General features: G+C 72.3%; 23 protein-coding genes, 2 pseudogenes and 1 riboswitch. Of the genes and pseudogenes, 8 read left to right on the top strand and 17 right to left on the bottom strand.

All coding sequences use genetic code 11. From position 1 onward, the window contains the following. Nucleotides 1–7: 7 nt before the first annotated feature. The 6 genes from RM704_RS09260 to RM704_RS09235 all read right to left on the bottom strand — a co-directional run bounded on the left by RM704_RS09260 (nt 8) and on the right by RM704_RS09235 (nt 5,624). Nucleotides 8–853 carry a fumarylacetoacetate hydrolase family protein gene (locus RM704_RS09260; protein ID WP_033528505.1) on the bottom strand — a complete coding sequence of 282 codons (846 nt, stop codon included), beginning with the start codon at nt 851–853 and terminating at the stop codon, nt 8–10. After that, the gene (locus RM704_RS09255; RefSeq protein WP_033528506.1) at nt 850–1,770 is read right to left on the bottom strand and encodes a 3,4-dihydroxyphenylacetate 2,3-dioxygenase; all 921 of its coding nucleotides are present in this window, start codon (nt 1,768–1,770) and stop codon (nt 850–852) included. Before RM704_RS09255 ends, RM704_RS09260 begins: the two co-directional genes overlap by 4 nt. Then, nucleotides 1,763–3,223 carry an aldehyde dehydrogenase gene (locus tag RM704_RS09250; RefSeq protein ID WP_033528507.1) on the bottom strand — a complete coding sequence of 487 codons (1,461 nt, stop codon included), beginning with the start codon at nt 3,221–3,223 and terminating at the stop codon, nt 1,763–1,765. The genes RM704_RS09255 and RM704_RS09250 overlap by 8 nt, the downstream gene beginning before the upstream one ends. 123 nt (nt 3,224–3,346) lie before the next feature. Further along, nucleotides 3,347–4,159, bottom strand: coding sequence for an acetoacetate decarboxylase family protein (locus RM704_RS09245; protein ID WP_033528508.1), 813 nt, complete (start codon nt 4,157–4,159; stop codon nt 3,347–3,349). 14 nt (nt 4,160–4,173) lie between these two features. Next, complete coding sequence (locus tag RM704_RS09240) at nt 4,174–5,352, bottom strand: NAD(P)/FAD-dependent oxidoreductase (protein ID WP_033528509.1); 1,179 nt, start codon at nt 5,350–5,352, stop codon at nt 4,174–4,176. 83 nt (nt 5,353–5,435) lie between these two features. Further along, complete coding sequence (locus RM704_RS09235) at nt 5,436–5,624, bottom strand: ferredoxin (protein ID WP_033528510.1); 189 nt, start codon at nt 5,622–5,624, stop codon at nt 5,436–5,438. 172 nt (nt 5,625–5,796) lie between these two features. Between RM704_RS09235 and RM704_RS09230 the strand changes: the two genes are divergently transcribed. Further along, nucleotides 5,797–7,152 (top strand): glutamine synthetase family protein, encoded by a 1,356-nt coding sequence (locus tag RM704_RS09230; protein ID WP_033528511.1) that lies wholly within the window; start codon nt 5,797–5,799, stop codon nt 7,150–7,152. 19 nt (nt 7,153–7,171) lie between these two features. Next, the gene (locus RM704_RS09225; protein WP_033528512.1) at nt 7,172–8,470 is read left to right on the top strand and encodes a cytochrome P450; all 1,299 of its coding nucleotides are present in this window, start codon (nt 7,172–7,174) and stop codon (nt 8,468–8,470) included. A gap of 98 nt (nt 8,471–8,568) precedes the next feature. Here the strand turns inward: RM704_RS09225 and RM704_RS09220 are convergent. After that, nucleotides 8,569–8,730 (bottom strand): annotated as a pseudogene (locus RM704_RS09220) (TIM barrel protein); the annotation flags it as partial. Nucleotides 8,731–8,890: 160 nt separating this feature from the next. Here RM704_RS09220 and RM704_RS09215 point away from each other — a divergent pair. After that, nucleotides 8,891–9,757 carry an AraC family transcriptional regulator gene (locus RM704_RS09215; RefSeq protein WP_033528513.1) on the top strand — a complete coding sequence of 289 codons (867 nt, stop codon included), beginning with the start codon at nt 8,891–8,893 and terminating at the stop codon, nt 9,755–9,757. A 92-nt stretch (nt 9,758–9,849) separates the two neighbouring features. Beyond that, entirely contained in the window at nt 9,850–11,016 is a 1,167-nt protein-coding gene (locus RM704_RS09210) for an FAD-dependent monooxygenase (protein WP_033528514.1), read from the top strand. 300 nt (nt 11,017–11,316) lie between these two features. Here RM704_RS09210 and RM704_RS09205 read toward each other — a convergent pair whose 3' ends face one another. The 4 genes from RM704_RS09205 to RM704_RS09190 form a co-directional block, all read right to left on the bottom strand. Continuing rightward, nucleotides 11,317–12,120, bottom strand: a complete 804-nt coding sequence (locus tag RM704_RS09205; protein WP_033528515.1) for an ABC transporter ATP-binding protein — start codon at nt 12,118–12,120, stop codon at nt 11,317–11,319. Next, entirely contained in the window at nt 12,117–13,328 is a 1,212-nt protein-coding gene (locus RM704_RS09200; protein WP_311590472.1) for a FecCD family ABC transporter permease, read from the bottom strand. Before RM704_RS09200 ends, RM704_RS09205 begins: the two co-directional genes overlap by 4 nt. Next, nucleotides 13,325–14,377, bottom strand: coding sequence for an ABC transporter substrate-binding protein (locus RM704_RS09195; protein WP_033528516.1), 1,053 nt, complete (start codon nt 14,375–14,377; stop codon nt 13,325–13,327). The genes RM704_RS09200 and RM704_RS09195 overlap by 4 nt, the downstream gene beginning before the upstream one ends. 68 nt (nt 14,378–14,445) lie before the next feature. Then, a riboswitch (cobalamin riboswitch) is annotated at nt 14,446–14,656 on the bottom strand. A 54-nt stretch (nt 14,657–14,710) separates the two neighbouring features. Further along, a complete protein-coding gene (locus RM704_RS09190; protein WP_033528517.1) occupies nt 14,711–15,376 on the bottom strand; it encodes a DUF6215 domain-containing protein in 666 nt (221 codons plus the stop codon). Nucleotides 15,377–15,863: 487 nt separating this feature from the next. Here RM704_RS09190 and RM704_RS09185 point away from each other — a divergent pair, with 487 nt between their 5' ends. Further along, nucleotides 15,864–16,883 (top strand): Gfo/Idh/MocA family protein, encoded by a 1,020-nt coding sequence (locus RM704_RS09185; protein WP_033528518.1) that lies wholly within the window; start codon nt 15,864–15,866, stop codon nt 16,881–16,883. Nucleotides 16,884–16,921: 38 nt separating this feature from the next. Here RM704_RS09185 and RM704_RS09180 read toward each other — a convergent pair whose 3' ends face one another. Together RM704_RS09180 and RM704_RS09175 are read right to left on the bottom strand one after the other, a co-directional pair. Further along, a complete protein-coding gene (locus RM704_RS09180) occupies nt 16,922–17,962 on the bottom strand; it encodes an L-idonate 5-dehydrogenase (RefSeq protein ID WP_033528519.1) in 1,041 nt (346 codons plus the stop codon). 26 nt (nt 17,963–17,988) lie between these two features. After that, nucleotides 17,989–18,762 (bottom strand): SDR family oxidoreductase, encoded by a 774-nt coding sequence (locus tag RM704_RS09175; protein WP_033528520.1) that lies wholly within the window; start codon nt 18,760–18,762, stop codon nt 17,989–17,991. 124 nt (nt 18,763–18,886) lie between these two features. Between RM704_RS09175 and RM704_RS09170 the strand changes: the two genes are divergently transcribed. Then, the gene (locus tag RM704_RS09170; RefSeq protein ID WP_033528521.1) at nt 18,887–19,654 is read left to right on the top strand and encodes an IclR family transcriptional regulator; all 768 of its coding nucleotides are present in this window, start codon (nt 18,887–18,889) and stop codon (nt 19,652–19,654) included. 83 nt (nt 19,655–19,737) lie between these two features. Beyond that, nucleotides 19,738–20,535: an SDR family oxidoreductase gene (locus RM704_RS09165; RefSeq protein ID WP_052146148.1), complete on the top strand. Its 798-nt coding sequence runs from the start codon at nt 19,738–19,740 to the stop codon at nt 20,533–20,535. Here RM704_RS09165 and RM704_RS09160 read toward each other — a convergent pair. From RM704_RS09160 to RM704_RS09145, 4 genes and pseudogenes are all read right to left on the bottom strand, one after another. Then, nucleotides 20,480–21,361 (bottom strand): annotated as a pseudogene (locus RM704_RS09160) (molybdopterin oxidoreductase family protein); the annotation flags it as partial. The gene RM704_RS09165 and the pseudogene RM704_RS09160 sit on opposite strands and share 56 nt — an antisense overlap. 293 nt (nt 21,362–21,654) lie before the next feature. Beyond that, nucleotides 21,655–23,868: a catalase/peroxidase HPI gene (katG, locus tag RM704_RS09155; protein ID WP_033528522.1), complete on the bottom strand. Its 2,214-nt coding sequence runs from the start codon at nt 23,866–23,868 to the stop codon at nt 21,655–21,657. Nucleotides 23,869–23,892: 24 nt separating this feature from the next. Beyond that, on the bottom strand, nt 23,893–24,336 hold the full coding sequence (locus RM704_RS09150; protein ID WP_033528822.1) for a Fur family transcriptional regulator: 444 nt from the start codon (nt 24,334–24,336) through the stop codon (nt 23,893–23,895). A gap of 131 nt (nt 24,337–24,467) precedes the next feature. Then, nucleotides 24,468–25,376, bottom strand: coding sequence for an EamA family transporter (locus RM704_RS09145; RefSeq protein WP_033528523.1), 909 nt, complete (start codon nt 25,374–25,376; stop codon nt 24,468–24,470). A 173-nt stretch (nt 25,377–25,549) separates the two neighbouring features. Between RM704_RS09145 and RM704_RS09140 the strand changes: the two genes are divergently transcribed. Further along, on the top strand, nt 25,550–26,245 hold the full coding sequence (locus RM704_RS09140; RefSeq protein WP_033528524.1) for a UdgX family uracil-DNA binding protein: 696 nt from the start codon (nt 25,550–25,552) through the stop codon (nt 26,243–26,245). The last annotated feature ends 37 nt before the right edge of the window (nt 26,246–26,282 follow it).

Here is a 26,282-nt window from a genome sequence, read left to right as displayed (position 1 = left end):
CGGTACGTCACCGCCGGGGTGGCCGGATGCCACGGAACTCCCAGTCGCCGCCGAGCGCCGTGGACAGGACCTCCTCGGACTCGGTGGGCTGCGCGCCGACGTCGGCGCGTACGGCGGTGGGGCCGGTGACGATGTGGTTGGTGAGCCGGCCGAGGCCCTCCACCTCCACCTCCACGACATCACCGGGCTGTACGGGCCGCGAGTTGGCCGGGGTGCCGGAGAGCAGCACGTCCCCCGGGTACAGCGTGATGGTGCGGGCGATGTCGGCGACGAGATAGTGCATGTCCCACTTCATCTCGTCCGTCGATCCGTCCTGGACGACCTCGCCGTTGACGTACGTCCGCAGCCGCTTGCCGTGGAAGTCCCAGTCGGTGACCAGGCCCGGGCCGAGCGGGCAGAGGGTGTCGGACCCCTTCACCCGCAGCATCGAACCGGCGTCGGTGTCACGGAAGTCGTGCAGGCCGTAGTCGTTGGCGATCGTGTAGCCGGCGATGTACGCGCCCGCCTCGGCCGGGGAGATGTTCCTGGCCGTCCTCCCGATGACGATGGCGACCTCGCCCTCGTAGTTGAGCCACTTGCAGCCCTCGGGGCGGACGATCGCGCCCTTGTGGGAGTTGAGGGAGGAGGTCGGCTTGTGGAAGTAGGTCGGCGTCCCGGGCAGTTCGATCCGGAACTCGTCGACCCGGCTGCGGTGGTTGAGGTGGACGGCGACCACCTTCGACGGCACGACCGGCGGAAGGTGGTGCGCCTCCTCGATCTTGACGCGACGGCCGTCCCCGGCGACGAGCTCGTCCCCGTCGACGGTGACCTGGACGGTGGCGCCGTCCAGGAGGATGCGGCGGTACTCGGTCATGACAGGCCTTCCTGGGGGAGTCGGGGAGAGGAGGCGGTCCAGCCGCCCGCGGGGCGGTCGAACCAGAGGTGGACCTGACCCGTACCGATGGAGTTCTCGTACCGCCCGTACTGCCGGGCCCTGGCCACGCAGGCCCGCTCGCCCAGGGCGCCCGCCATCATCAGGTAGTGGAAGAACCTGGCCTCGGGCTTGAACTTCCAGAACTCGTCCATGGTGTCGAGGACCTTGTCGTGCCGGCCCTCCTTGAACCAGGCGATCCGCTCGTGGTCGGCCTCGCGGGCCTCCGCCGTGAAGATGTGCGCCGGATCGGAGGCCTCGTGGTTGCGCAGCTCGCGCAGCGGCCAGAAGGTGTGCGACAGCGCGCCCGAGGCGATCACCAGAACCCGCCGTCCGGGGGTGGCGGCGATCCCGTCGGCGAGCGCCCGCCCCAGTCGCAGATGGTCCTCCATGTCCCCGGTCTGACAGACCCCGATGGTCACCCACCGCTTGTCGGGCAGCCCCTCGCCGAGGAACTTCCAGAGGTTGATCGTGGCGTAGTAGATCGGCAGGTACTCGTCCTCGATCGCGGTGATCCACGTGCCGTGCTTGTCCGCGAACTTCTCGATGTTGAGGGCGAGTTCGGGGTCGCCGGGGAAGTCGTAGGGCATCCGGCACATCCCGCGCGGCAGCTCCTCGGAGGTGAAGAGACCGGCGCGGCGCGCCTGTGCGGCGACGACGAACTCGACGGTGGTCGCCCAGTGCGAGTCGAGGACGACGACGGTGTCGTAGTCGTCACGGTCGAAGACGTCCCGGCGCAGCTCCCGCAGACCGGTGACGAGGGTGATCTCCTTGCCCTCGTTCAGCTCCAGCCGGTCGGCCTCCGGCAGGACGATGGTGGGGACGTGGGCGAGGAGGCCCGCCCCGACGATCTCACCCATGGCTCTTCCATCCGTTCGGCGCGGTCACGGTGTTCTTCAGGTCGCAGTAGAAGTCGAAGCTCCAGGTGCCGCCCTCCCGGCCCACCCCGGACTGACGGGAGCCGCCGAAGGGCGCCTGGAGATCGCGTACGAAGAAGCAGTTCACCCACACCGTGCCCGCGACCAGCCGCTCCGCGACCCGTGCCGCACGCGCGGGGTCACCGGTGGCGAGGGTGGCGGCCAGTCCGAAGCGGGTGTCGTCGGCGAGCCGGACGGCCTCGTCCTCGTCGGTGAAGGTCTGGAGGGTCAGAACCGGCCCGAAGACCTCCTCCTGCACGATCTCCGAGTCCTGCGCGACCTCGGTGAGCAGCGTGGGCGCGTAGTACTGCCCGTCCACGCGATGCCCGCCGACGACCACCCGGGCCCCCGACGCCACGGCCCGCCGCACGAACCCGTCGATCTTCTCCAGCTGACGGGGATGGATGGTGGGCCCGATGTCGGTGGCCTCGTCCCGGGGATCACCCTGCCGCAGGGCGCCGGCCCTCTCCGTGAACCGCCGGGTGAACTCCTCGGCGACCGCCTCCTCGACGAGGAAGCGCGTCGCGGCCAGGCACACCTGCCCGGCGTTGTCGTACTGCTCCACCGCGAGGTCCACCGCCAGGTCCAGGTCGGCGTCGGCGAACACCAACAGCGGTGACTTGCCGCCCAGTTCGAGGCTGAGGGGGGTGAGGTTCGGCGCCGCCGACGCGGCGATCCGCCTGGCCGTCGGCACCGACCCGGTGAAGCTGATCCGCCGGACGTCCGGGTGCGAGGTGAGCGTGTCGCCGATCTCCGAGCCGTACCCCTGGACGACGTTGAGCACCCCGGCGGGCAGCCCCGCCTCGGCGGCGATGTCCGCCAGCAGCGACGCGGTCAGCGGCGTCCACTCGGCGGGCTTCAGGACGACGGTGTTGCCGGCGGCCAGCGCCGGCGCGACCTTCCAGGTGGCCAGCATCAGCGGCGCGTTCCACGGTGTGATCAGCACGCACGGTCCCGCCGGGTCCCAGCTCACGTGATTGGTGTGCCCGCGCGTCTCGAAGTCCTCGTGCTCCAGTGTCAGCAGCCGGTCGGCGAAGAACCGGAAGTTGTGCGCCACCCGGGGCATGACACCCCGCCGGTGGGACCGCAGCAGCGCCCCGTTGTCGTGCGTCTCGACGATCGCCAGCTCTTCGAGCCGCTTCTCGACCCCGTCGGCGATGGCGTGCAGGATCCGGGCGCGTTCGGCGCGGGGGGTGGCGGCCCAGGAGGGAAAGGCCTCCCGGGCGGCGGCGACGGCGGCCTCGGCCTCGGCGGGCCCGCCCCGGGCGATCTCGCCGAGGACACGGCCGTTGATGGGGGAGACATCGGTGAAGGTGCCGGCGGAGCCGACCCGTCGGCCACCGATCCAGTGCCGGGTGTCGACGGAGACCCCGGCGACGATGATGTTGTCGGACATGAGAGGGGATTCCTTTTCAGCGAGGGGTCGGACCGACCCACCCAGGGGCGCGGGAGGTGTCGATGTGCGGCTCCGCCGCGCGGGCGCGACCAGCCACGGACGGCCCGCGGCCGTCCACGGACCTCACCCGGCGGACGCTTCGGACGTTCCGGACTCCAGCAACCGCCCGCCGTCCCAGACGACCCCCACCTGCCGGTAGTACGCGGCGATGGGTTCCTCGACCGACAGCCGGGCCAGTTCCTCCGTCGGCGCCTCGAACAGCTCCAACTCGGCCTCGCCGACCCATGGCCGGCCCGCCTCGAAGGAGGCCGCCCCGGTCTCGATCAGCTCGTCCAGCGCCAGCCCCTTCCCGGTCTCGATCGACGGCAGCCACCGGTGATGCGCCATGGGATGGGCGTTCACGAACCCGTTGGTCTCCGCCGGCTCCCGCAGCGTCACCACCGCCTGGGCCAGCCGCCGGTCGGCCGCGGCCAGGGTCGCCCCGAACCGGGCCCCGGCCTCGATCCGCGGAGCGGGCCCGTACGGATGCGGCCGCGTCTGGTGGATGGACCCGAGCTTCTTCGGGTATCCCTGGTGCAGCCCGCGGGCGATCGCGAAGTCCTTGTCGACCCAGATGTGGACGCACCGCGAGTACGTCCTCCCCTTGTAGGCGCAGCGGACGACCGCGAAAGCCTCCTTGTACTGGGAGCGCACGGGGTCGAGCAGTTCCGTTCCCGACGCCGAGCAGGACTGCCAGTCGGCCCAGATGAGGGCCACGGCTCCCGGGTCCTCGTCGGCCGGCTCCAGCGGCTCGGGCAGCAGTTCACGCACCCGCGCCGGATCCGTGCGGTACTCGATCGTCAGCAGGTCGCCCGAGTAGTGCCACGGCGGCGACGGGATCAGCGACGAGGCTCCGCTCGCCGTCTTGGGGTGGAGGAATCCACGGACACTGGTCATGGTCAGGGGGGTCCTTACGCGGTGAGGGCGGGCTGCTGGAGCAGTGCGGCGCGGTGACGGGCGGCGGCGGAGACGGTCGCGGGGCCGCCGAGCGCGACGACCCCCACCAGCCGGCCGTGGTGGTGGTAGCCGACCAGGACGTCCGTGGCCGGGTCGCCGTCCAGGACCCGTACGTCGTCCTTGCCGAGCGCGGGCGCGCCGAAGGACTGGAGCCGGAAGTCGTGCTGGTCGCTCCAGAAGGTCGGCAGCGGCGCGAAGGGCGCGGTCTCGGCGCCGGTGAGGACCTTCGCCGCGTGCTTGGCGGTGTCCGTGGGGATGGACCAGTGCTCGACCCGGCGCGGGACCCCGTCGTAGCGGGCGTTGGGGAAACGGGCGACGTCGCCCACCGCGACCACCTCGGGCCGTCCGCCGACCCGGAGCCGCTCGTCGGTGAGCACCCCGTCGTCCAGGTCGAGGCCGTTGCCGTCCAGCCACTCGGTGTTCGCCAGCGAACCGACCGACTCCACCACCACATCGGCGGGCAGCACGGTCCCGTCGGCGAGCACCACGCCCGTGACCCGGTCCCCGCCCTCGAACCCGGCGACACCGGCGCCGAGCGCGAACCGCACCCCGCGTTCCTCGTGCCGTCGCAGCAGCGCGTGCCCGAGCAGTTCGCCGAGGGGGCCGACCATGGGCAGCGGCAGCGGATCGACGACCGTCACCTCGGCGACTCCGAGACCCACGGCGGTGGCGGCCACCTCGCAGCCGATGAACCCGGCCCCGACCACGACCACCCGGGCTCCGGGCCGGGTCAGCTCCGCCCGCAGGCCCCGCGCGTCGGCGAGGGTGCGGACGGTGTGCCGGCCGACGAGCGGACCGGGACAGGACAGCCGCCGGGGCCGCATACCGGTGGCGACGACCAGGGCGTCGTACGACAGCCGCGACCCGTCGTCGAGGTCGACGGTCCGCTCGGCGAGGCGGGAGGCGACGACCCTGGTGCCGAGCCGCCACTCCACGTCCGCCACGCTCGCCCGGGGCCGGAAGGCCAGCGACTCGAAGGGCGCCTTCCCGGCCAGCACCTCCTTGGAGAGCGGAGGCCGGTTGTAGGGCATGTGCGGTTCCTCGCCGACCAGGGTGATCGCCCCGGTCCAGCCCGCCGCGCGCAGCTGCTCGGCGGCGCGCAGACCTGCCATGGAGGCACCGGCGACGACCACCCCGCCCGGCCCTGCCTCCGGCCCCGCGCCGGTCACCGTGTCGGTCGGCGTGTCCCTCGGTCCGCCCGTCCCTGTCATGCGGCTCAGCCCTCGATCCGGATGGCCTGGAGCGGGCACACGTCGGCGGCTTCCTCGACCTCGTCCACGAGCGCGTCGTCGGGGTCGCTGACGTAGGCCAGACGCCCGTTCTCGTCGAGCTGGAAGACGTCGGGGGCGGCGAAGACGCACTGTCCGTGGTCCTGGCACTTGTTCATGTCGACGACGACCTTCATGGCCGGTCCTCCTGAAGTAGCTCGTTTGGCTCCAAACAACATAGGAAGCCGCTCACCCCTGGTCAATACCTGTCCAGGTGGATAATTTTTTGGCCCCGGCCCTTGCGGGCCGCTTCACCCGTTCATATCGTTTGGCACCAAACAAACGGCCTCAGTCGTCGAGGAGACAACGGTGAGCGCATCCGAAACACCGGCCGTCAGGCAACACCAGGAGCGGCTGGCCGCCGAGGGCATCGACGTGGTCCGGGTGACCTACCCCGACCTGATCGGTACCGACCGGGCCCGGGACGTGCTGCTCGACCAGTTGCCGACGGCCTGCGAGCACGGGCTCGCCTTCTGCCGGGCGGTCTACCACACCTCACCCCAGGGCGACGTGGTCCCCGTGGCCGGCGGTCTGGACGCGGGCCTGCCCGACATCCATGTGCGCCCCGACCTCGACACCCTGGTCGCCCTCCCCTGGGAGCCCGGCGTCGCCACCTGCCTCGGCGAGACCGTCGACCCGGCGACCGGGGCACCCGCCCCCGAATCCCCCCGCGACCTGCTGCGCTCGGTGCTCGCCCGCTGCGCCGAACAGGGTCTGCGCCCGGTGGTCGGCCCCGAACTCGAATACTTCCTCTGCGACGCGGACCCGGCCTCCCCGAGCGGCTGGAAGCGCTACTCCGGCGCCACCGGCGCCGTCTACACCGCCGGCCTGCGCGCCGACCCCGACAACCACCTGCTGCGCACCCTGCGCCACCTCCGCGACCTGCGCATCGGCGTCACGGGCGGCAACCACGAGTTCGACGGCGGCCAGTTCGAGATCAACCTGGCGCACTCGGAGGCGCTCTCGGCCGCCGACCGCTCCTTCCGCTTCAAGGCCGCCGTCAAGGAACTCGCCCGCAAGGAGGGCCGTCTCGCCACCTTCATGGCCAGGCCCTTCAACGACGCGGGCGGCTCCGGCTTCCACCTCCATCTGTCCTGCGACGACGAGCGGGGCCGCAACACCTTCGACGACCCCGCGGGCCGCCACGGACTGTCCGACACCGCCCGCCACGCCATCGCCGGTGTCCTCGCCCACGCCCCGGCGCTCGCCGCCCTCGCCAACCCGACGGTCAACTCCTACAAACGCTTCGGCCCGGACACCCTCGCCCCCTGGTTGATCGACTGGGGCTTGGACAACCGCAGCGCCATGGTCCGCGTCCCGCCCGAGCGCGGTTCCGGCGCCCGGCTCGAACTGCGCCTCGGCGACGCCGGCGCCAACCCCTACCTGCTGATCGCGGGCACGATCGCCGCCGCGCTGCTCGGCGTCCGCGCCGGCGAGGAACCCCCGGCCCCGCTGGAGGGCTACGGCTACGACACCGCCAGGTCGGCCGTGCTGCCGATGGACCTCTCCGCCGCCCTCGACGCCCTGGAGGCGGACACCGCCCTCACCGAGATCCTCGGCAAGGCCTTCACCACCTCGTACCTCACCTACAAGCGCGACGAGGTCGCACGCTTCCAACGGCACGTCACCGACTGGGAGTTCACCGAGTACGCCTACCACCTGTGACGCCTGGGAGCACCCGACCATGACCACTTCAGCCCGCCCCGCCTCCGTGCGCGAGGCCGTGCAGGAACCCATGCCGCTGGACGACGTGGACCTCGCCGACCTCGACAACTTCACCGACGGCGTCACCCCGTGGCGCATGTTCCACACCCTGCGCCACCAGGACCCGGTCCACTGGCAGCCCGAGGAGGCCCCCAACTCCGGCTTCTGGGCGGTCACCCGGCACGCCGACATCGCCCGCGTCGACCGGGACGCCGACACCTTCACCTCGACGAGGTTCGTCAACCTGGAGGAGGTCGACGAGGACCAGATCAGGACCCGCGCCTCCATCCTCGAACTGGACGGCGTCCGCCACCGCGCCCTGCGCAGCGTGATCCAGCGCCAGTTCGGCGCGAGCGTCATCAACAGCTACACCGACTTCCTGCGCGGCCTGACCGCCACCACCCTCGACGCGGCCCTCGCCAAGGGCACCTTCGACTTCGTCGCCGACGTCTCCGCCGACTTCCCCATCAACGTCCTCGCCCGCCTCCTCGACGTCCCCCCGGAGGACAACCAGAAGCTCATCGACTGGGGCAACCGCATCATCGGCAACACCGACCCCGACTACGCCGACGTCCTGCTGAACAGCGCCGAGAGCGAGCAGTACCGGCACCTGCCGTTCCGCTCACCCGCCTCCCTCGAAGTCTTCGAGTACGGCCGCGAACTGGCCCGGCAGCGACGCGGCGGCGACGGCACCGACCTGGTCTCCAAGCTCGTCAACACCACCCCCCGCGACGGCGTCCCGCTCTCCGCGCAGGACTTCGACAACTACTTCCTGCTCCTGGTCGTCGCCGGCAACGAGACCACCCGCCACACCATCACCCACTCCATGCTGGCGCTGCTCCAGCACCCGGAGCAGCTCGCCCGCCTCCAGGAGGACCCGTCCCTGATCCCGGTGGCGACCGAGGAGTTCCTGCGCTGGGCGTCCCCCGTCTACCACTTCCGCCGCACCGCGACCCGTGACGTCGAACTCGGCGGCAAGCGGATCAAGGAGGGCGACAAGGTCGTCATGTGGTACGCCTCCGGCAACCGCGACGAGGAGGTCTTCGGCAACCCGTACGACTTCGACGTCGCCCGCGCCGACAACGACCACGTCACCTTCGGCAAGGGCAGCCCGCACCTGTGCCTGGGCAATCTGCTGGCCCGCACCGAGATCCGCATCATGTTCGAGGAGCTGATCCCGCGCCTCGCCGACATCCGCCTCGTCGGTGACGTCCCGCGCGTCCGCTCCAACTTCGTCAACGGCATCAAGAAGCTGCCGGTCGAGGTCACCCTCGCCTGACAGACGCTCGGGCACCGGTGGGGGAGATGCCCGCCGGTGCCCGTCACGTCTCCGTGTCACCTCTCAGACGTCACGCGCGCCCGTCACCTCGCTCCGTCTCAGCGGGCGAGTTCCTTGGTGATGCGGTCCCGCATGAACGCGGACGACTCCTTCGCCCGCTCCTCCCACGCGAAGACACAGGCGGTGGCCACCCCGTCGAAGTCCAGCTCGCGCAGGGTGCCGAAGAAGGCCTCCCAGTCCACCTCGCCCTGGCCGACGTCGGGTCGGCGCCGGAGAGATGGAAGGAGTGCGGGGCGCAGGGGAGGAACAAATCGATGAGCGGCGGTGCCTGGTCCCCCACCCGACCGGAGCGGGCACAGGATGTCGGGTGGGGCGGGGTGGCCGCTTCCTAGCGTGGTGGTCGAAAGGAAGGAGGCCGGGGTGCTGGAGCGGCTCAACCAGGCCATGGAGCACATCGAGCGCCATCTCGATCAGCCGATCGAGGTGGCGGACCTGGCACGGATCGCGGTGACGTCGGAGTACCACCTGCGGCGGCTCTTCTCCGCGCTCGCGGGCATGCCGCTGTCGGAGTACATCCGACGGCGTCGGCTGACCGTGGCCGGTGCCGAGGTGCTGACCGACGAGCGGACGCTGCTGGAGATCGCGGTGCGCTACGGCTACGGCTCCGGAGAGGCCTTCGCACGGGCGTTCCGTGCCCTGCACGGCGTCGGCCCCGGGGAGGCCCGGCGTACCGGTGCCAGTCTGCGGTCGCAGCCCCGGATGTCCTTCCGCCTCGTCGTCGAAGGGAGCAGCAGCATGCGTTATCGCGTCATGGACAAGGAGGAGTTCCGGGTGGTCGGGAGGAAGACCCGTGTGCCGCTCGTGCACGAGGGGATGAACCCGGCGATCGCCGACTTCATCCGGGGCCTCGGGCAGCAGACGCTCGACCGGATCGAGAGCCTGTCCGACCAGGAACCGAAGGGGATCGTCTCGATCAGTGACAACCTCGACGCCAGTCGGGCCGAGGGCACCGAACTCGACTACTTCCACGGAGCGGTGACGCGGGCCGCCACCCCCGAGGACATGGACGAACTCGTCGTCCCGGCCGGCACCTGGGCCGTGTTCGAGAACTCCGGGCCCTTCCCGCAGGCGCTGCAGCACCTGTGGCGGGACGTGTTCACCCAGTGGTTCCCGTCCAACCCGTACCGGAGCCGTCCGGGCCCCGAGATCCTGCGGACCAGGCTCTCGCCCGACGCGACGCGGGCCGACGCGGAGCTGTGGATCCCGGTGGAGCGGGCCTCGCTCTGAGCGCCGGCGCGCGGCGGCTCCACGTCGTCGCGCGCCTGCCCCCCGCTCTCGTCCGCCGGTAGCGTGGAACGACGTCGACCTGAGGTGGGGGCATGAGGGCGATCGTCGTGGGGGCGGGCATCGGCGGACTGGCGGCCACCCTGAGTCTGGGTCGCGCCGGCTGCGAGGTGACACTCGTCGAGCAGGCGCCCCGGTTCACCGAGACCGGCGCGGGCATCCAGCTCGCGCCCAACGCCACCCGCGTCCTGCGCCGGCTCGGCCTGCTCGACGCGGTCGACGCCCGGTCCACCCGGCCGTCCCGGCTGAGCTTTCGCACCTGGTCCGACGGCGGCGAGATCTGCCACTACGCGCTGGGACGCGAGGTCGAGGAGGCCTTCGGGGCGCCGTATCTCCAGGTCCACCGGGCCGATCTGCACCGAGCGCTGGCCGCCGCGGTACCGCCCGAGGCGGTGCGGCTGGACACCATGGTCGTAGGCATCGGACAGGACGCCGGATCGGCCCGGGTGACCACGGCCGGCGGGGAACAGCTGGAGGCGGACCTCGTCGTCGCCGCCGACGGCATACGGTCCTCGGCCCGCCGATGGCTCTTCGGCGCCGACGAGGCCCTGTTCTCTGGGACCGCCGCCTACCGGGCCCTGCTGCCGGCCGAGCAGGTGGCGGATCTGGACCTGCCGGAGTACGCGCTCTGGCTCGGCCCGGGACGGCACTTCGTGCACTACTGGGTGCGTCGCGGAGAACTGCTCAACGTCGTGGGTGTCGTCGAGACCGACGCGGCACAGGAGTCATGGACCGCCCGGGCCGAGCCGGAGGAGCAGCTCCACGCGTTCCGGGGGTGGGACCCCCGGGTGCGCGCCCTCCTCGGCCGGACCGGGACGGTGCTCCGTCACGGCATCCACACCCGTGCCCCGCTCGCCCGCTGGAACATCGGCCGGATCACCCTCCTCGGCGACAGCGCCCACGCGATGGCGCCCTTCCAGGCGCAGGGTGCGGCACAGGCCCTGGTCGACGCGGCCGTGCTCGGCGACTGTCTGACGGACGCGACATGCGCCGACGTACCCGACGCGCTCGACCGGTACGTACGCCGTCGGCTGGCCGTCGCCACGAAGGTGCAGGCCGGTTCCGCTCGGGCGGGCGAGGACTACCACCTGCCCGACGGACCCGAGGCCGACGCCCGCGACGCCCGTATGGCCGCCCAGGCGGCGGAGCACGAGTTCGGTCCCCACGCGGGTGCCTGGGGAATCGACCCGTTCGACGAGTGACGCGCCCTGGCGGAGCAGCGATGCCAGCCGCGCGGGCAGGACCAGTCCACGGACCTTCACGTGTTCCACGACGGACAGCGTGTCACGCCCGGTGCGCCCTTGACCGGCCGTGGTCCCGGGCCGGCTCCTGCCCGCGCCGCGTCGGCCGGCACCGTGGCCGAGGCGGTGGGTCGACGCGGGTCCAGGTGACGGCGCAGCCGTGCGCCGGGTTGTCCCGCGTTGTCGACAGCGACCGGCTCCCACCTCGTTCCGACCACGCAGGTGAACGGTTCACCGGCTCCACCGCCGCTTGCTGACCCCCTAGGCAAGCGGCCCCAGGAACCGTATGTGGGGCCCGTCGTCCGGGCCGGTGCGGGTGACCGTGGCCCGTACGCCGTAGACGTCGGCGACCAAGGACTCGGTGAGGACGTCGTGCGGGGTGCCGACGGCCACCACGCGGCCCTGGCGCAGTACGACGAGGTGGTCGCAGTACATCGCGGCGAGGTTCAGGTCGTGCAGGGCGACGACGCTGGTCAGGCGGAGGGTGCGGATCAGGGTCAGCAGGGCGAGCTGGTGCTGGATGTCGAGATGGTTGGTGGGCTCGTCCAGGAGGAGTTCGCTCGGCTCCTGGGCGAGGGCGCGGGCGATCTGGACGCGCTGGCGCTCCCCGCCCGACAGGGTGTGCCAGGACCGGTGGGCCTTGTCGGTGAGACCGGTGCGGACCAGGGCCGTGCGGACGGCCTCCTCGTCGTCGGCGGAGACGGACGCCCAGGCGCGACGGTGCGGGACCCGGCCCAGCCGTACGACGTCCTGGACCGTCAACTCGACCTGGGTGTCCGCCTGTTGGGCCACGACCGCGATCCGTCGGGCGACCGCGCGGCGGCCCACCCGGTCCAGTGGACGGTCGTCGAGGGTGACGACTCCCGAGGCGGGCGCGAGGACCCCGGCGAGCAGGCGCAGCAGTGTGGACTTGCCCGAACCGTTGGGGCCGAGCAGACCGGTGACGGTGCCGGGCCGGGGCGACACACTGACCCCGTCCAGGATCAGCGTGCCGTCGGCGGCGCGGGAGACCCGCTCGGCGCGCAGCCCGGAGGAGGCGCCCGGGTCGGCGGCGGTGTCGGTCATCGGGTGCTCCTGGTCCGGTACATGATGGCGACGAACGCCGGGACGCCGATGAGGGACGTCACCACGCCGACCGGGACCTCCTGCGGGTCCAGGACCGTACGGGCCAGGGTGTCGACCCACACCAGGAACACCGCCCCGGCCAGCGCGGTGGCCGGCAGCAGCCGACCGTGGCCGGAGCCGGTCAGCGCGCGGGCGGCGTGCGGCAGCACCAGACCGACGAAGCCGATCGCCCCCGACGAGGCGACCAGGGCGGCCGTGAGCAGAGCGGTGGCGCACAGCAGTACGAGCCGGGTGCGGGCCACGGAGACGCCGAGCGAGGCCGCTGCGTCCTGCCCGAACGCGAACGCGTCCAGTGCGTGGGTGTGCCCCAGGCAGACCAGCAGCACCACCACCAGCACCGCCAGACACACCGTCACATCCGTCCAGTCGGCCCCGCTGAGCGAGCCGAGCAGCCAGAACAGCACCGCGCGGGTCGTCTCGGCGTCGGCCGCGGTCATCACCATGAAGGAGGTGAGCGCGGAGAACAGTTGCATCGCCGCGACACCCACCAGCACCACGCGGTCCGTGGTGCCGCCGAGGGTGTGGCTGAGCAGCAGCACGAGCCCGAAGGAGGCCACCGCGCCCAGGAACGCGCCGCCGGAGACCGACAGGACCCCACCGCCCACGCCGAGCACCACGACCACGACCGCGCCGGTCGACGCGCCGGAGGAGACGCCCAGCACGAAGGGGTCGGCGAGCGGGTTGCGCAGCAGGGACTGCATCACCGCGCCGCACACGGCCAGTCCGGCCCCGCACACGGCGGCCAGCAGGGTGCGGGGCAGCCGTAGGTTCCACACGATGCCGTCCCGGATGGGCGTCAACTCCGTGTGCCCCCAGCCGAGATGGGCCACCACCGTGGACCAGACGTCGACCACGCCGATGTCGGCCGGACCGATGGTGATCGCGAGGGCGACGGAGAGAAACAGTCCCCCGAGCCCGGCCGTCCACGCCGATCCCGAGCGCAGCCGACGGCCGAAGGCCACCGCCACCACCGCCACCGACGAACCGTCCGCTCCACCGGTCTCCGCCAGGCTCGGCCCACCGGTCCGCGTGGGGGCCGGCCCACCGGTCTTCGCCGAGGGCGGCCCACCTGCCTGGGCCGGCGCCGACGTGTCGGTGACCGCGTCGCCGACCGTGTCGGGCTCCGCGTCGTGCTCCGTGCCGGTCATCCCGTGAGGCCGTACTCGCGCAGTGCCGCCGCGAGCTTCTCCACGCCCTCGACGGTCCGGACGGTCGGGTTCATGGCCTGGCCGGGCAGCAGCACATAGCGCTTCTCCCGCACCGCCGTCATGTTCCGGGTGACCGGGTCGGACTCCAGGAACTCGATCTTCTTCGCGGCCGTCTCGGCCGTCTGCTGCTTGCGGACCAGGTCCCCGATGACGAGGACGTCGGGATCGCGATCCGCCACGGTCTCCCAGTTGACCTGGGGCCACTCCTCCTCGGTGTCGTCGAAGACGTTCTTCGCGCCCAGTTCGCGGGTGATGACCCCGGGAGCGCCACAGCATCCGGCGAGGTACGGGGACTGGGCGTTGGCGAACCAGTACATGACGGTGACGTCCTCTGCGTCGAGTCCGGCGGTCGCCTTCCGCACCCGGGACCTCAGCTCGGCCACCAGCTTCTCGCCGCGCTCCTCGACCCCGAAGACGCGGGCCAGATCGCGGACTTCGCCGTAGACCGTCTCCATGGTCAGCGGCTCGGTGCGGACGCCGTCGCCGTCACCGCTGTTGTCCTTGCCCACACAGTCGGAGGGCGACAGATACGTGGGGACGCCGAGCTTCTCGAACTCCTCCCGGCTCGCCACACCGCCCTTGCCGAGCGTGGAGGCGAACGAGGAGACGACGAGGTCGGGTTCGGTGTCCAGGACCTTCTCGAAAGAGGGCGCGTCGTCGGCGAGCCGAGGCACCTTCGCGTCGGCCTTCTCCAGCCCCTTCGGCAGCGGATCGGTCCAGGTGGCGGTGCCCACCATGCGGTCGGCGAGCCCGAGGGAGAGCAGGATCTCGGTCGTGCCCTGGTTGAGGGAGACGGCGCGCTCGGGCGGGCTGTCGACCCGCACCTCCCGCCCGCAGTTGTCGAGGGTCACCGGATATCCGGCGGACCCGCCCGAGGCCGGGCCACCGCCCGGAGGCGCCGCGGAGCCGGAGCCTCCGCAGCCGGTCAGCAACAGGGAACCGGCGGCCAGGAACAGGACGGCATGGCGGACGGGGCGTGCGAGTGGCACGGGACTTCCTTCGGCGTCGAGGGCTCATGCGCGAAGCCCGGTCGTACGGTGCTTCCCCGGGCACCCCTCGGTGCCGGGGACCGCCAGCAGGTCTTCGGACTCGGGGTCACCCGGACGGGACGCCTTCCCGGACCGCGATCGTGATCGCCGTCCAGTGGCAGTTGTCCCGCCCGTCACCCTCACCGCTGCGCGTCAGCTCCGGATTCACACCGGATTCCCTGACCCGTACGCGTACTTACGTGTGCGTACGTGGGTTCGACTGGCGTCGGCAAGCTATCACAGGCCGCCGGAGTGCCTGGGCCGCCCGAGCGTCGGAGGCCACCCGGGGGCTCGTCAGGCCGCGGGCTTCCAGCCCGGGAGCGTCGGCAGGACCTTCTCGGCCACACGGAACAGGGCCGCGTCGTCGGGCACCTGCGAATCCTGGCGATAGATGACGAGCTCGAAGGTGGTGCCGCTGTCCTTCGGGTCGGTCGCGACCAGCAGCCGCCGGGCGACGCCGCCGGGGCCGGACTGCGGGTCACTGCCGTCGAGGCGGAACGAGATGGAGATGGTCTGACCCGAGTACAGGGCCGCCGCATGTCCCAGGACCGTCCTGCTCTCGACGCCGGCGCCCAGATGGCCGACCGACTCGGCGACAGGGAGGTCCTCGTACGACGCCGAGAGCTCCACGGTGTAGGTGTCGAGGTCGACGGTCGCCTCGGGGGTGACGGTCCTGGTGCCGTCGAACCAGGTGGACTCGTTCTCGCTGCCCGACGCGCTGACCGCCTGCTCGGTGGGTGTACCGAGGAGCTTCGGCAGGTCGGAGCGGTTCAGGGCGGTGCACAGCTGTGCGCCCGAGACCCTGCCCCGTGGGGTGGGAGAGGCGTCGTCCGAGGTCGAGCAGACGGCCGGCCCCAAGGTCTCCGGGGTCGTGTCGAGGAGGTCGGCCAGCAGCCACATCCCGCCCAGCAGCACCCCCACGGTCGCCACCGCCGAGACCACCTGTGCGCCCGTGCTCATTTCCTTCGGCGGGCCGACTCGGGAAGCCGCTCTCGCACCCGCCTCCGGATCCGCTGCCGATCTCGTCGCCGGATCTACTGCCGATCCCGTATCCGGACCTGCTGTCGCCGCCGTCGCCGGACTTACGACTGATCCCGTCGCCGGATCCACTGCCGATCCTGTCTCCGGACCTACGACCGCTCCCCTCGCCGGACCTGCTGCCGAACCCGTCTCCGCATCCCCATCACCTTCCGAGCCCGCTCCGGAATCGGCGAATTCGTCGACCATGTCCCCCGTGCCCCCACCTTGATGTGCACACGCCTGACGCGCGCCGGGGGAGCCTAACCGTTGATCGTCGCGCGGGGAAACGCAATTCCGCGTGGGCCGCTTGCCGTGGCCGGCGAAGCCCGTCGCGCAGGCGTGAAGAAGGGCTCCTCGGGGGAGACCGAGACCCTGTGCGCCCGCAGCCCCGGGCGCCGCCCCGGCCCGCACGAAAGGAAGAAGCGGTATGACCGAGCAGGGCTCCCTCGGTGTCGCCGTCGTCGGCACCGGCCGGATGGGCGCCGACCATGTGCGCCGGATCTCCGAGGTGATCAGCGGCGCCCATGTGACCGCCGTCGTCGACCTCGACACCGACCGCGCCCGGACGATCGCCGCCGGCATCGAGGGGTGCGTGGCCTACGGCGACCCGGCCGAGGCGCTGGCCGCACCGGGCGTCGACGCCGTCCTGGTGGCCTCACCGGGCCCCGCGCACGAGGCGGCCCTGCTCGCCGCGTTCGCCCACGACCTGCCCGTACTGTGCGAGAAGCCCCTCACTCCGGACACCGCCTCCGCGCTCCGGCTGCTGGAGGCGGAGCAGCGGCTGGGGCACCGCCGGGTACAGGTGGGGTTCATGCGCCGCTACGACCGTGAGTACGTCAAGCTCAAGGCCCTGCTGGACAGCGGTGACCTGGGCCGGCCGCTGCTGCTGCACCACCGGCACCGCAACGCCGAGGCCCCGCCCGGTTTCACCGACGCCATGGCCGTCAACGACTCCGTGGCCCACGAGATGGACGTCACCCGCTGGCTGCTCGGCCAGGAGATCACCGCCGTCAGCGTGCTGCGGCCCCGGCCGTCCGCGCACGCCCCCGAGGGTCTGAGCGACCCGCAGCTCGTCGTCTTCGAGACCGACGGCGGCGCGGTGGTCGACGTCGAGATCTTCCTCAGCGCCCGCTACGGCTACCAGGTGCAGGCCGAGGCCGTCTGCGAGGACGGCACGGCCCGCATCGGCGACGGGCACGACATGCTCGTCAACACGGCGGGCCGCTGGGGCGGCACGGTCACCCCGGGCTACATCGAGCGGTTCGAGGACGCCTACGACCGACAGGTCCAGGCCTGGGTGGACGCCACCCGTCGCGGCCAGGTCACCGGACCCAGCACCTGGGACGGGTACGCCGTCGCCGCGATCTCCGAGGCGGGCGTCCGCGCCCAGACCGAGGGCGTCCGCACCGAGGTCGAACTCGTCGAACGCCCCGCCCTCTACCGCTGACCTTCAGCACCCGGCGGTCGTCGGCACCTGACGCCCGCTCACGCCCGCTCGGTCAGATCCAGCAGCACCTTGGAGGCGACCGTGCGGTCCCGGGCGGTCTCGAAGGCGACGGCGGACCGTTCCAACGGGAAGGTGTGCGTGACGACCGGATCGACGGGGAGGCCCTGGGCCAGCAGGGACAGGGCCTCGTCGAACTCGGTGTCGAAGCGGAAGGAACCGCGCAACTCCAGCTCACGGGTGACCGCCACATTGCCGAGCAGCCCGATCTCCCCGAGCGGCAGCAGCCCGAGCATGACCACGGTGCCGCCGCGCCGCGTCCGCTCCACACAGCTGCGCAGCCCGGCCGGCGCCCCGGACGCCTCCACGGCGACGTCGAAGACGCCGGCCCAGGTCGGGTCGCCGGGCCGGTCCGCCCGCACCGTGGCGGTCGCGCCCACCTCTGTCGCGATCCGCAGCGGCTCCTCGTGCAGATCGCTGACGACGACCTCGGCGGCTCCGGCGTGCCGCAGCGCCGCCACGACCAGACAGCCGATCGGACCTGCCCCCGCCACCAGGACCCGCCTGCCCCGCACATCGCCGGCCCGGCGCACGGCGTGCAGCGCCACCGCCAGCGGCTCGGCGAGCACGGCACGGCGCAGGTCGAGCCCGACAGGCAGCTCCCGGACCTGACCGGCGGGCACGCCGAGGCGCTGTGCGAACCCGCCCTGCACATGCGGGGTGTGGGCCGCGCTGCCCAGATAGCGGGTGTGGGCACAGACGTTGCGCATGCCCCGAGCGCACTCCGGGCAGACCCCGCAGGGCGTGGCCGGATGGATCGCGACCGGCGCTCCCACCGCCGGGACGTCCGGCCCCTCGACCCCGGGACCGAGCGCGGCGACATGGCCGACCACCTCGTGACCGAGCACCATGGGCTCGCTCACCGCGAAGTCGCCCACCCGGCCCCGGTGGTAGTAGTGCAGATCGGACCCGCAGATACCGCCGAGCGCGACGGCGACCGCGATCTCACCGGCCGCGGGACCGTCGTACGGCCGTTCCTCGACCCGGAGGTCACCGGCTCCGTGGACAACACACGCGTGCATGAGGGCTCCTTGGGGGACGGGCCGGGTCACAGGACGGACAGCATGCCGCCGTCGACGTACAGCAGCTGGCCGCCCACGAAGTCGGAGGCGGGGGAGGCGAGGAAGAGCAGGGCGCCGACCAGGTCCTCGACCCTGCCCCAGCGGCCGGCGGGCGTCCGCCCGCGGACCCAGGCGCTGAACTCCTCGTCGGCGACCAGCGCCGAGGTCAGCTCGGTGTCGAAGTAGCCGGGGCCGATGCCGTTGACCTGGATGCCGTGCGGTCCGAGGTCGGCGCACATGCCCTTGGTCAGCATCTTCAGGCCGCCCTTGGTCGCCGAGTAGGGCGCGATGCCGGGGCGTACCGCCTCGCTCTGCAGCGAGCAGATGTTGATGATCTTGCCGTGCCCCCGGGGGACCATCCGGCGGGCGACCTCGCGGCCCACGAGGAAGGCGCTGGTGAGGTTGGTGTCGAGCAGGGTGTGCCAGTCCTCGTCGGTGAAGTCGAGGAACGGGGCGCGGCGTTGGGCGCCGGTGTTGTTGACCAGGATGTCGATGGGGCCGGCCCGGTCCTCGATCCGGGGGACGGCGGTGGCGACCGAGGCGGCGTCGGTGACGTCGAAGGCCTCCGTGAGGACCGCCTCGCCGAACGTCACGGCCAGCTCCGCGCGGGTGGCCTCCAGGACGACGGCGTCCCTGCCGTTGAGGACCACCGTGCAGCCGGCCTCCAGGAGGCCCACGGCCAGCGCACGACCGATGCCTCGGCTGGACCCGGTGACCAGGGCGACCTTTCCGGTGACGTCGAAGAGGGGGTGGCTCGTCATGCGTGATCTCCCTGGTTTCCCACTGAGTGGAAAAGGTATCTGCTCAACGGAAAATCATCGTCGGGGCGGCGGGCTGCCGCTGTCAACCGTGGGAGGCCTTTCCACTCAGTGGTAACTTGCCGCCGTGAGCGGCAGCGAGGTACCCACGGACGTGGTCGGACGGGCGATCCGGTTGCTCGTCCTCGTCGGCGAGCACCCGCGCGGCATCACCCTGTCCGAACTGGCCCGCGCCAGCGGCGTCCCCGTCAGCACGGCCCACCGGCTGGTCAACTCCCTGTGTCGCGAGGGCCTGGTGGAGTTCGAGGCCGACGGCAAGCGCTACAAGCCGGGCCTCAGACTCTTCCAGCTCGGTCAACAGGCCGGTCAGGTGTACGGCTTCGCCGGCACCGCCCTCCCCGTGATGCAGCGCGTGACCCGGCAGACCGAGGAAGCCACCCTGATGTCCGTCCTCGACGGCACCCGGCACCTGTACGTGCACTATGTGGACGGCCCCCTCCCGGTCGGCGTCCGCAGCGACCCGGGCCGACACGGCCCGCTGCACTGCACCTCGATGGGCAAGGTCCTGATGGCCTTCGCGTCCGCCGACGTACGCGCCGACCTCCTGGACCGCGTCGAACTGACCCCGCACGGACCGAACAGCGTCACCGACCGCGACGTCCTGCGCGCCCACGTCGCCCGCGCCGCCGAACTCGGCTACGCCACGGCCGACGAGGAACACCACGCCGGTCTGCGCGCCGTGGCGGTACCGATCCTGCGCCCCGACGGCACCGTCTTCGCCGCCCTCTCCACCGCCGCGCCCGCCTTCCGCCGCAGCATGGACGACCTGGTCGCCATGGTGCCGCTGCTGCGCTCGGCGGCGGACGAGCTGGGCGTCCGGCTGCCGGCCCGCTGACGCACCCTCCCCACGGGCCCCGGGACCGGGGATCCTCACTCCCGAGGGCGCTCGGCCGCGCCCTGCCGGGAGGGGCGACGGACATGGGACATCACGAGGAACAGCGGACGCGAGCACTCGACGGAAAGACCGCGCTGATCACCGGGGCCGGCACCGGCATCGGCCGCGCGACGGCCCTGATGCTCGCCGAGGAGGGCGCCACGGTGGTCCTCGCCGGGCGGCGACGCCACCTCCTCGACGAGGTGGCCGCCGTCGTCGCGGACGCCGGGGGCACCGCGCTCGCCCGCGCCACCCACGTCGAGAACGCCGACGACGTGGGGGAGCTGATCCGCTGGACCCGGGACACGGCGGGCCCCGTCGACATCCTCGTCAACAACGCGGGGGCAGCCGGCCGGACCGGCGACGTCCGCCGGCTCGGCGAGGACGAGTGGCACGCCGTGGTCGACGTCAACCTCACCGCGGTCTATCTGCTCGCCCGGGCCGTCCTGCCGGACATGGTGGAGCGCGGCGGCGGCTCGATCATCACCATCTCCTCGCTCGCCGCCGTACGGCCCACGCCCCTCGGCGGGGCCCCGTACGGCGCGGCCAAGGCAGGCGTGCGCACCTTCATGACCTATCTGCGCAACACCTACCGCGACGACCTCGTGCGTGCCACCTGCATCCTCCCGGGCGAGGTCGACACCCCCGTCCTGGACAGCCGCCCGGAACCACCGAGCGCGGAGCGCCGGGCCGCCATGGTGCGACCGGAGGACGTGGCCCGCGCCGTACTGCTGTGCGCCACGCTCCCCGCGCGTACGGTCGTCGAGGAACTCGTCATCGCCCCTACGGTGTCGGGGCGGACCGAGGGCCGGCCGGGGTCAGGGCCGCCGCGGCCGTCTTGAACAGCGGCTGCTTCGAGGCGGGGTCCCAGGCGGTGAGGGTGGTCTCGTTCGCCGCCCGGGGCGGGGACTTCTCGGCGCGGCCCACCCCGGAGGGCGTGTCCCAGTAGCCGTAGTGGAACGGCACGAACAGCACCCCGGGCCGTACGTCCGTCAGGCGGAGCCGCCCCCGCACGGCACCCCGGCGGGTGCGCACCTCGACCGTCTCGCCCTCGCCGAGCCCGAGCCGTCGCGCGTCGGCCGCCGAGACCTCCACCCACACCTCCGGCTCCTTCGCGTCGAGCTGCGGTGTCCGGCCCGTCTTGGTGCGGGTGTGGAAGTGGTGGAGCGTCCGCCCGGTGGTGAGCTGGAACGGGTACTCCGCGTCCGGTTCCTCCTGCGGGGCGACGTACGCGGCGGCCTTGATCATGGCCTTGCCCTCGGGGTTGCGCGCGCGGTACTCGGCCGCGTCCGCGGGGTCGCCCGTCACCAGGTCCTTGCCGTGGTCCTCGCACAGGTCGGGGTGCGCCCAGTCGAAGCCGTGCGTGTAGAGCCGCCGGGTGGCGTCCGGGTCCCGGTCGTCGTACGGCCACTGGACACCGCTGCCGCCGCGCAGCCGCGCGTACGACAGACCGGTGTAGTCACAGGGGCGGCCCGCGCAGCACCGCTGCCACGCCTCGAACGCCGACTCGGGGTCGTGCCAGGCGACCAGCGGTCCGCCGTCCTTGTCCCGGAAGTCCATCCGCCCCGCGTAGTCGAGGAAAATGTCCAGGTCCGGACGGGCCTCACCGGGCGGCTCCACCGCCTTGTCCGACAGATGCACCGTACGGTCGGCATTGGTGAACGTGCCCTGCACCTACCGCCCCACCGAATCGGGCCGTACGCCCTCCGCGAGGCACATGTCCACCCGCGTCGGTCACGGCTCGCCCCGGCCGTACGGTGTCCGGTCGCCCCAGGGCCGCTCGATCCGGTCGTGCGACCTCACCATGCCCGCCTCCCCGCTACCGCCGTCCCCACGCGGAACCATGCGCTCCGCAGGCGGGGCGGTACCCGGGCGCGGGGGCGGCCAATGGAGGACCGCGCGCGCGAGAACGACCGGGCCGGCCCCGTGAGGAGCCGGCCCGGCCGCGGTGTTCGAGTCGATCAGACCAGGTCGAACCGGTCCAGGTCGGAGACCTTGGCCCAGGCCGCGACGAAGTCCTTCACGAACTTCTCCTTGGCGTCGTCGCTCGCGTAGACCTCGGCGAGGGCACGGAGCTCGGAGTTGGAGCCGAAGACGAGGTCGGCACGGGTGCCGGTCCACTTGACCTCGCCGGTGTCCGCGTCACGGCCCTCGAAGAGGGTCTGGTCGGCGGAGGTGGACTTCCAGGTCGTCCCCAGGTCGAGCAGGTTGACGAAGAAGTCGTTGGTGAGCACGCCCGGGGTGTCGGTGAAGACGCCGTGCGTGGACTGGGCGTGGTTGGCGCCCAGGACACGCAGACCACCGACGAGCACCGTCAGCTCGGGGGCGCTCAGCGAGAGCAGGTTCGCCCTGTCGATCAGCAGGTACTCGGCGGGGAGGCGGTTGCCCTTGCCCTGGTAGTTGCGGAAGCCGTCGGCCGCCGGCTCCAGCGCGGCGAAGGACTCGGCGTCCGTGTGCTCCTCGGTCGCGTCCACACGGCCCGGGGTGAAGGGCACCTCGACCGCGTAGCCGGCGTCCTTGGCGGCCTTCTCGACCGCGGCGGCACCGCCGAGGACGATCAGGTCGGCCAGGGAGACCTTCTTGGCGCCGGTGTTGAACTCGGCCTGGACGCCCTCCAGGACGCTCAGGACGTGACGCAGGTCGTCCGGGTTGTTGACCTCCCAGCCGCGCTGGGGCTCCAGACGGATCCGGGCACCGTTGGCGCCGCCGCGCTTGTCGCTGGAGCGGAAGGTGGAGGCCGACGCCCACGCGGTGGACACCAGCTGCGAGACGGACAGACCCGAGGCGAGCAGCTTGCTCTTGAGCGCCGCGATGTCGGCCGCGTCGATGACCTCGCCCTCGGCCTCCGGCAGCGGGTCCTGCCAGATCAGGGTCTCCGCCGGGACCTCCGGGCCGAGGTACAGCGACTTCGGGCCCATGTCACGGTGGGTCAGCTTGAACCAGGCGCGGGCGAAGGCGTCCGCGAACTGGTCGGGGTTCTCGTGGAAGCGCTTGGAGATCTCGCCGTAGATCGGGTCGAAGCGCAGCGAGAGGTCGGTGGTGAGCATCGTGGGCAGCTTCTTGGCGTCACTGTGGGCGTCGGGAATGATCGCCTGTGCGTCCTTGGCCACCCACTGGTTGGCGCCGGCGGGGCTCTGGGTGAGCTCCCACTCGTAGCCGAAGAGGATGTCGAAGAAGTCGTTGCTCCACTGGGTGGGCTTGGTGGTCCAGGTGACCTCCAGGCCGGAGGTGATGGCGTCGCCGCCCTTGCCCGTGCCGTAGGTGGACTTCCAGCCGAGGCCCTGCTGCTCCATGGAGGCGGCCTCGGGGTCGTCGCCCACGTTGTCCGCGGGGCCGGCGCCGTGGGTCTTGCCGAAGGTGTGGCCACCGGCGATGAGGGCGACGGTCTCCTCGTCGTTCATCGCCATCCGGCGGAAGGTCTCACGGATGTCGCGGGCCGCGGCCAGCGGGTCCGGGTTGCCGTTCGGGCCCTCCGGGTTGACGTAGATCAGGCCCATCTGGACGGCGCCGAGCGGGTTCTCCAGCTCACGGTCGCCGGTGTAGCGCTGGTCGTCCAGCCAGGTGGTCTCGGGACCCCAGTAGACGTCCTCGTCGGCCTCCCAGACGTCGGCGCGGCCGCCGGCGAAGCCGAAGGTCTCGAAGCCCATCTGCTCCAGGGCGACGTTACCGGTGAGGATCATGAGGTCGGCCCAGGAGATGGACTGGCCGTACTTCTTCTTCACCGGCCACAGCAGACGGCGGGCCTTGTCCAGGTTGCCGTTGTCCGGCCAGCTGTTCAGCGGCGCGAAGCGCTGCTGGCCGCGGCCGCCACCGCCGCGGCCGTCGTGGATGCGGTAGGTGCCGGCGCTGTGCCAGGCCATACGGACCATCAGCGGGCCGTAGTTGCCGAAGTCGGCGGGCCACCAGTCCTGCGAGGTGGTCAGCACCTCCGCGATGTCCTGTTTCACGGCCGCGAGGTCGAGGTTGTTGAACGCCTCGGCGTAGTCGAACGTCTCACCGAGGGGGTTGGCGACGACGGGGTCCTTGGCGAGGATCTTCAGGTTGAGCCGCTCCGGCCACCACTGACGGTTCCCGCCGCCCTGGGTCGGGTGCGCGGCACGCCCGTGAGCGACCGGGCAGCCTCCCGTCTCCTCGGGCTTCGCGTCCGTGACGATCGCGTCGTGGTTCTCAGTCATGGGAGTCCTTCCGGAACTGGTGGATCACGGTGCTGAACTGCTGGCTTCGGAACATTGGGGGCACAGGCCCCAGTAGATGACCTCGGCCTCGTCGATCGCGAAGCCGCGGTCGTCGGAGGCGGTCAGGCACGGGGCGTGCCCGACCGCGCAGTCGACGTCGACCACGACTCCGCACGAGCGGCACACGAGGTGGTGGTGGTTGTCCCCGACGCGGCCCTCGTACAGGGCCGGGCTGCCGGGTGGTTCGAGGCGGCGCACGAGTCCCGCGCCGGCGAGCGCGTTGAGCGCTTCGTACACGGCCTGGAGCGAGATGTGGCCCACACGAGCGCGTACGCCCGAGGCGATCGCTTCGACGCCGAGGTGGTCGCCGTCCCGGACGGTCTCCAGCAGCGCCACGCGCGCGGCCGTCACCCGCAGGCCGGCACCGCGGAGCTCCTCGGCGGTGTTCGGAGGCTGGGATGCGGTCATGGCGACCAACCTACCCTCATAAACACGAACAGTTCAAGAAAACGAACCACCCAAGTTTTAGTGGGCGTGCCGGCCCCCGTCCGTGGCCGCGCCGGCAGGGCCCCGCGCCCCCGGTGGCTGGGGCGATCGAATCAGCCCAAGGTGAGCAGCAGGATCGCGATCATGGCTCCGACGAGCCCGGCCGTCTGCCGGAAGTTCACCCGTTCGTGGAGCAGGGTCAGGCCGAGGACCGTGGGGACGGCCGGGTACAGGGACGCCAGGACGACCACCACGGACACCAGCTGTCGCTGGGCCGCCCAGAGGTAGAGGATCAACGCGAGCGCGGCCCCCGCCCCGATCGCGGCCGCCGCTCCCCACACCGCCGCCGGCTGTCGTAACCGTCCGGCCCGCCGCCACATCCCCGGCGCCAGCAGGACGACCGCCGCCGCCCGCCCCGCGACCACGGGCCACACCCCGCTTCCCGCCCCGGCCTGGGCCAGCGCGAGGTACTGCACCGCGACACCCAGGCTGGCGAGCAGCCCGTCCGCAGCCGCCCCCGCCCGGAACCCGGGCACCCCGCGGCCGTCCCCGGCCCTCGTCGCGGGGGCCTCACCGTGCCCTGGACCGGCCGACTCCGTCCGGCTGTCGCACCGGCCGCCGTAGGACACGAGCCACAGCGCCGGCACCGTGACGCAGATGCCCAGCCACGCCGTACCGGCGGGCCGGTCACCGAGAAGGAGGACCCCGCACAGCACGGACAGCGCGACCCCGGTGAGCGCGCTGACCGGCACCACCACCGTCATGCCGCCCCGGCTCAGGCCCCGGTTCAGATACGTCATCGCCGTCGCGCTGCCGACTCCGGAGACCGCACCCCACAACAGGTCCGGGAGCCGCACGTCCGGCGCCGGCACGGCGAACGCCACCACGAGCGCCAGCAGCAGGCCGCCCGCCTGGCCGAGCAGTGTGACCGCGGCGAAGTGCACCCGGCGGGACAGCAGCCCGCCGGCGAAGTCGACGATGCCGTACAGCGCGGCGGACGTGAGCGCGAGGAAGGCGGCCATGCGTCCGTGGGTGCCCCACGGGAGGCGATCCATGGTGCATCGCGACGGGAGACGGGTACCCGGAAGCAGCCCCGAGCGGTCCCCGGCCCCCGGCGCGGCGCTCGGGCTCCGTCGAGCGCTCCGGCCCCGCGAAGCGCTCAGGCCGGGCTTCCCGCCCAAGGAGGTGTCCCCGGATGAGCCCCATCGAGCACGCGAGCCCCACGAGGGCCCGCTCCCCAAAAGCACAGGCCTACGACGCCGAGCCGTTCCTCCCGAGTCGCGGCGGCCTCCCCGCGCACCGCCGGGCCGCGGCCGACTGCCGGGGCTGCCCCCTGCACGAGGACGCCACGCAGACCGTCTTCGGCAAGGGCGACGGGTCCGCCCGGATCCTGCTCGTCGGAGAGCAGCCGGGGGACCAGGAGGACCGGCAGGGCGAGCCGTTCGTCGGCCCGGCGGGGCGGCTGCTGCGACGGGCCCTGGACGAGGCCGGGATCGAGTGGGACGCGACCTACGTGACCAACGCGGTCAAGCACTTCAAGTTCACCCGACCCCCGGGCGGCGGCAAACGCCGCATCCACAAGGCGCCCGACCTGCGCGAGGTCGCCGCCTGCCGTCCCTGGCTGCTCGCCGAACTCCGCCTCGTCCGGCCCGAGATCGTGGTGGCCCTCGGCGCCACCGCGGGCAAGGCACTGCTCGGCGGCTCCTTCCGGGTCACCAAGGACCGCGGCGCGCTGCTGCCCATGCCGTCGGAGGGGGCGCGGGGGCCGTACGTCGTCGCCACCCTCCACCCCTCCGCCGTACTCCGTGCCGACGACCGCGACGCCGCCTACGCGGGACTGGTGTCCGACCTCAGGGTGGCCGCCGAGGCGTTGGCCAGGAGTGAGCCGTGACCCCGACGCCCCGAGCCCTCGCGCGCCCGTCCCACGG

Origin of the sequence: Streptomyces gottesmaniae (assembly GCF_031845845.1) — a bacterium.
GTDB classification, from domain to species: Bacteria; Actinomycetota; Actinomycetes; order Streptomycetales; family Streptomycetaceae; genus Streptomyces; species Streptomyces akebiae.
The sequence above is the reverse complement of the archived record's forward strand: the minus strand, read 5'-3'. Positions and strand labels throughout refer to the sequence as shown.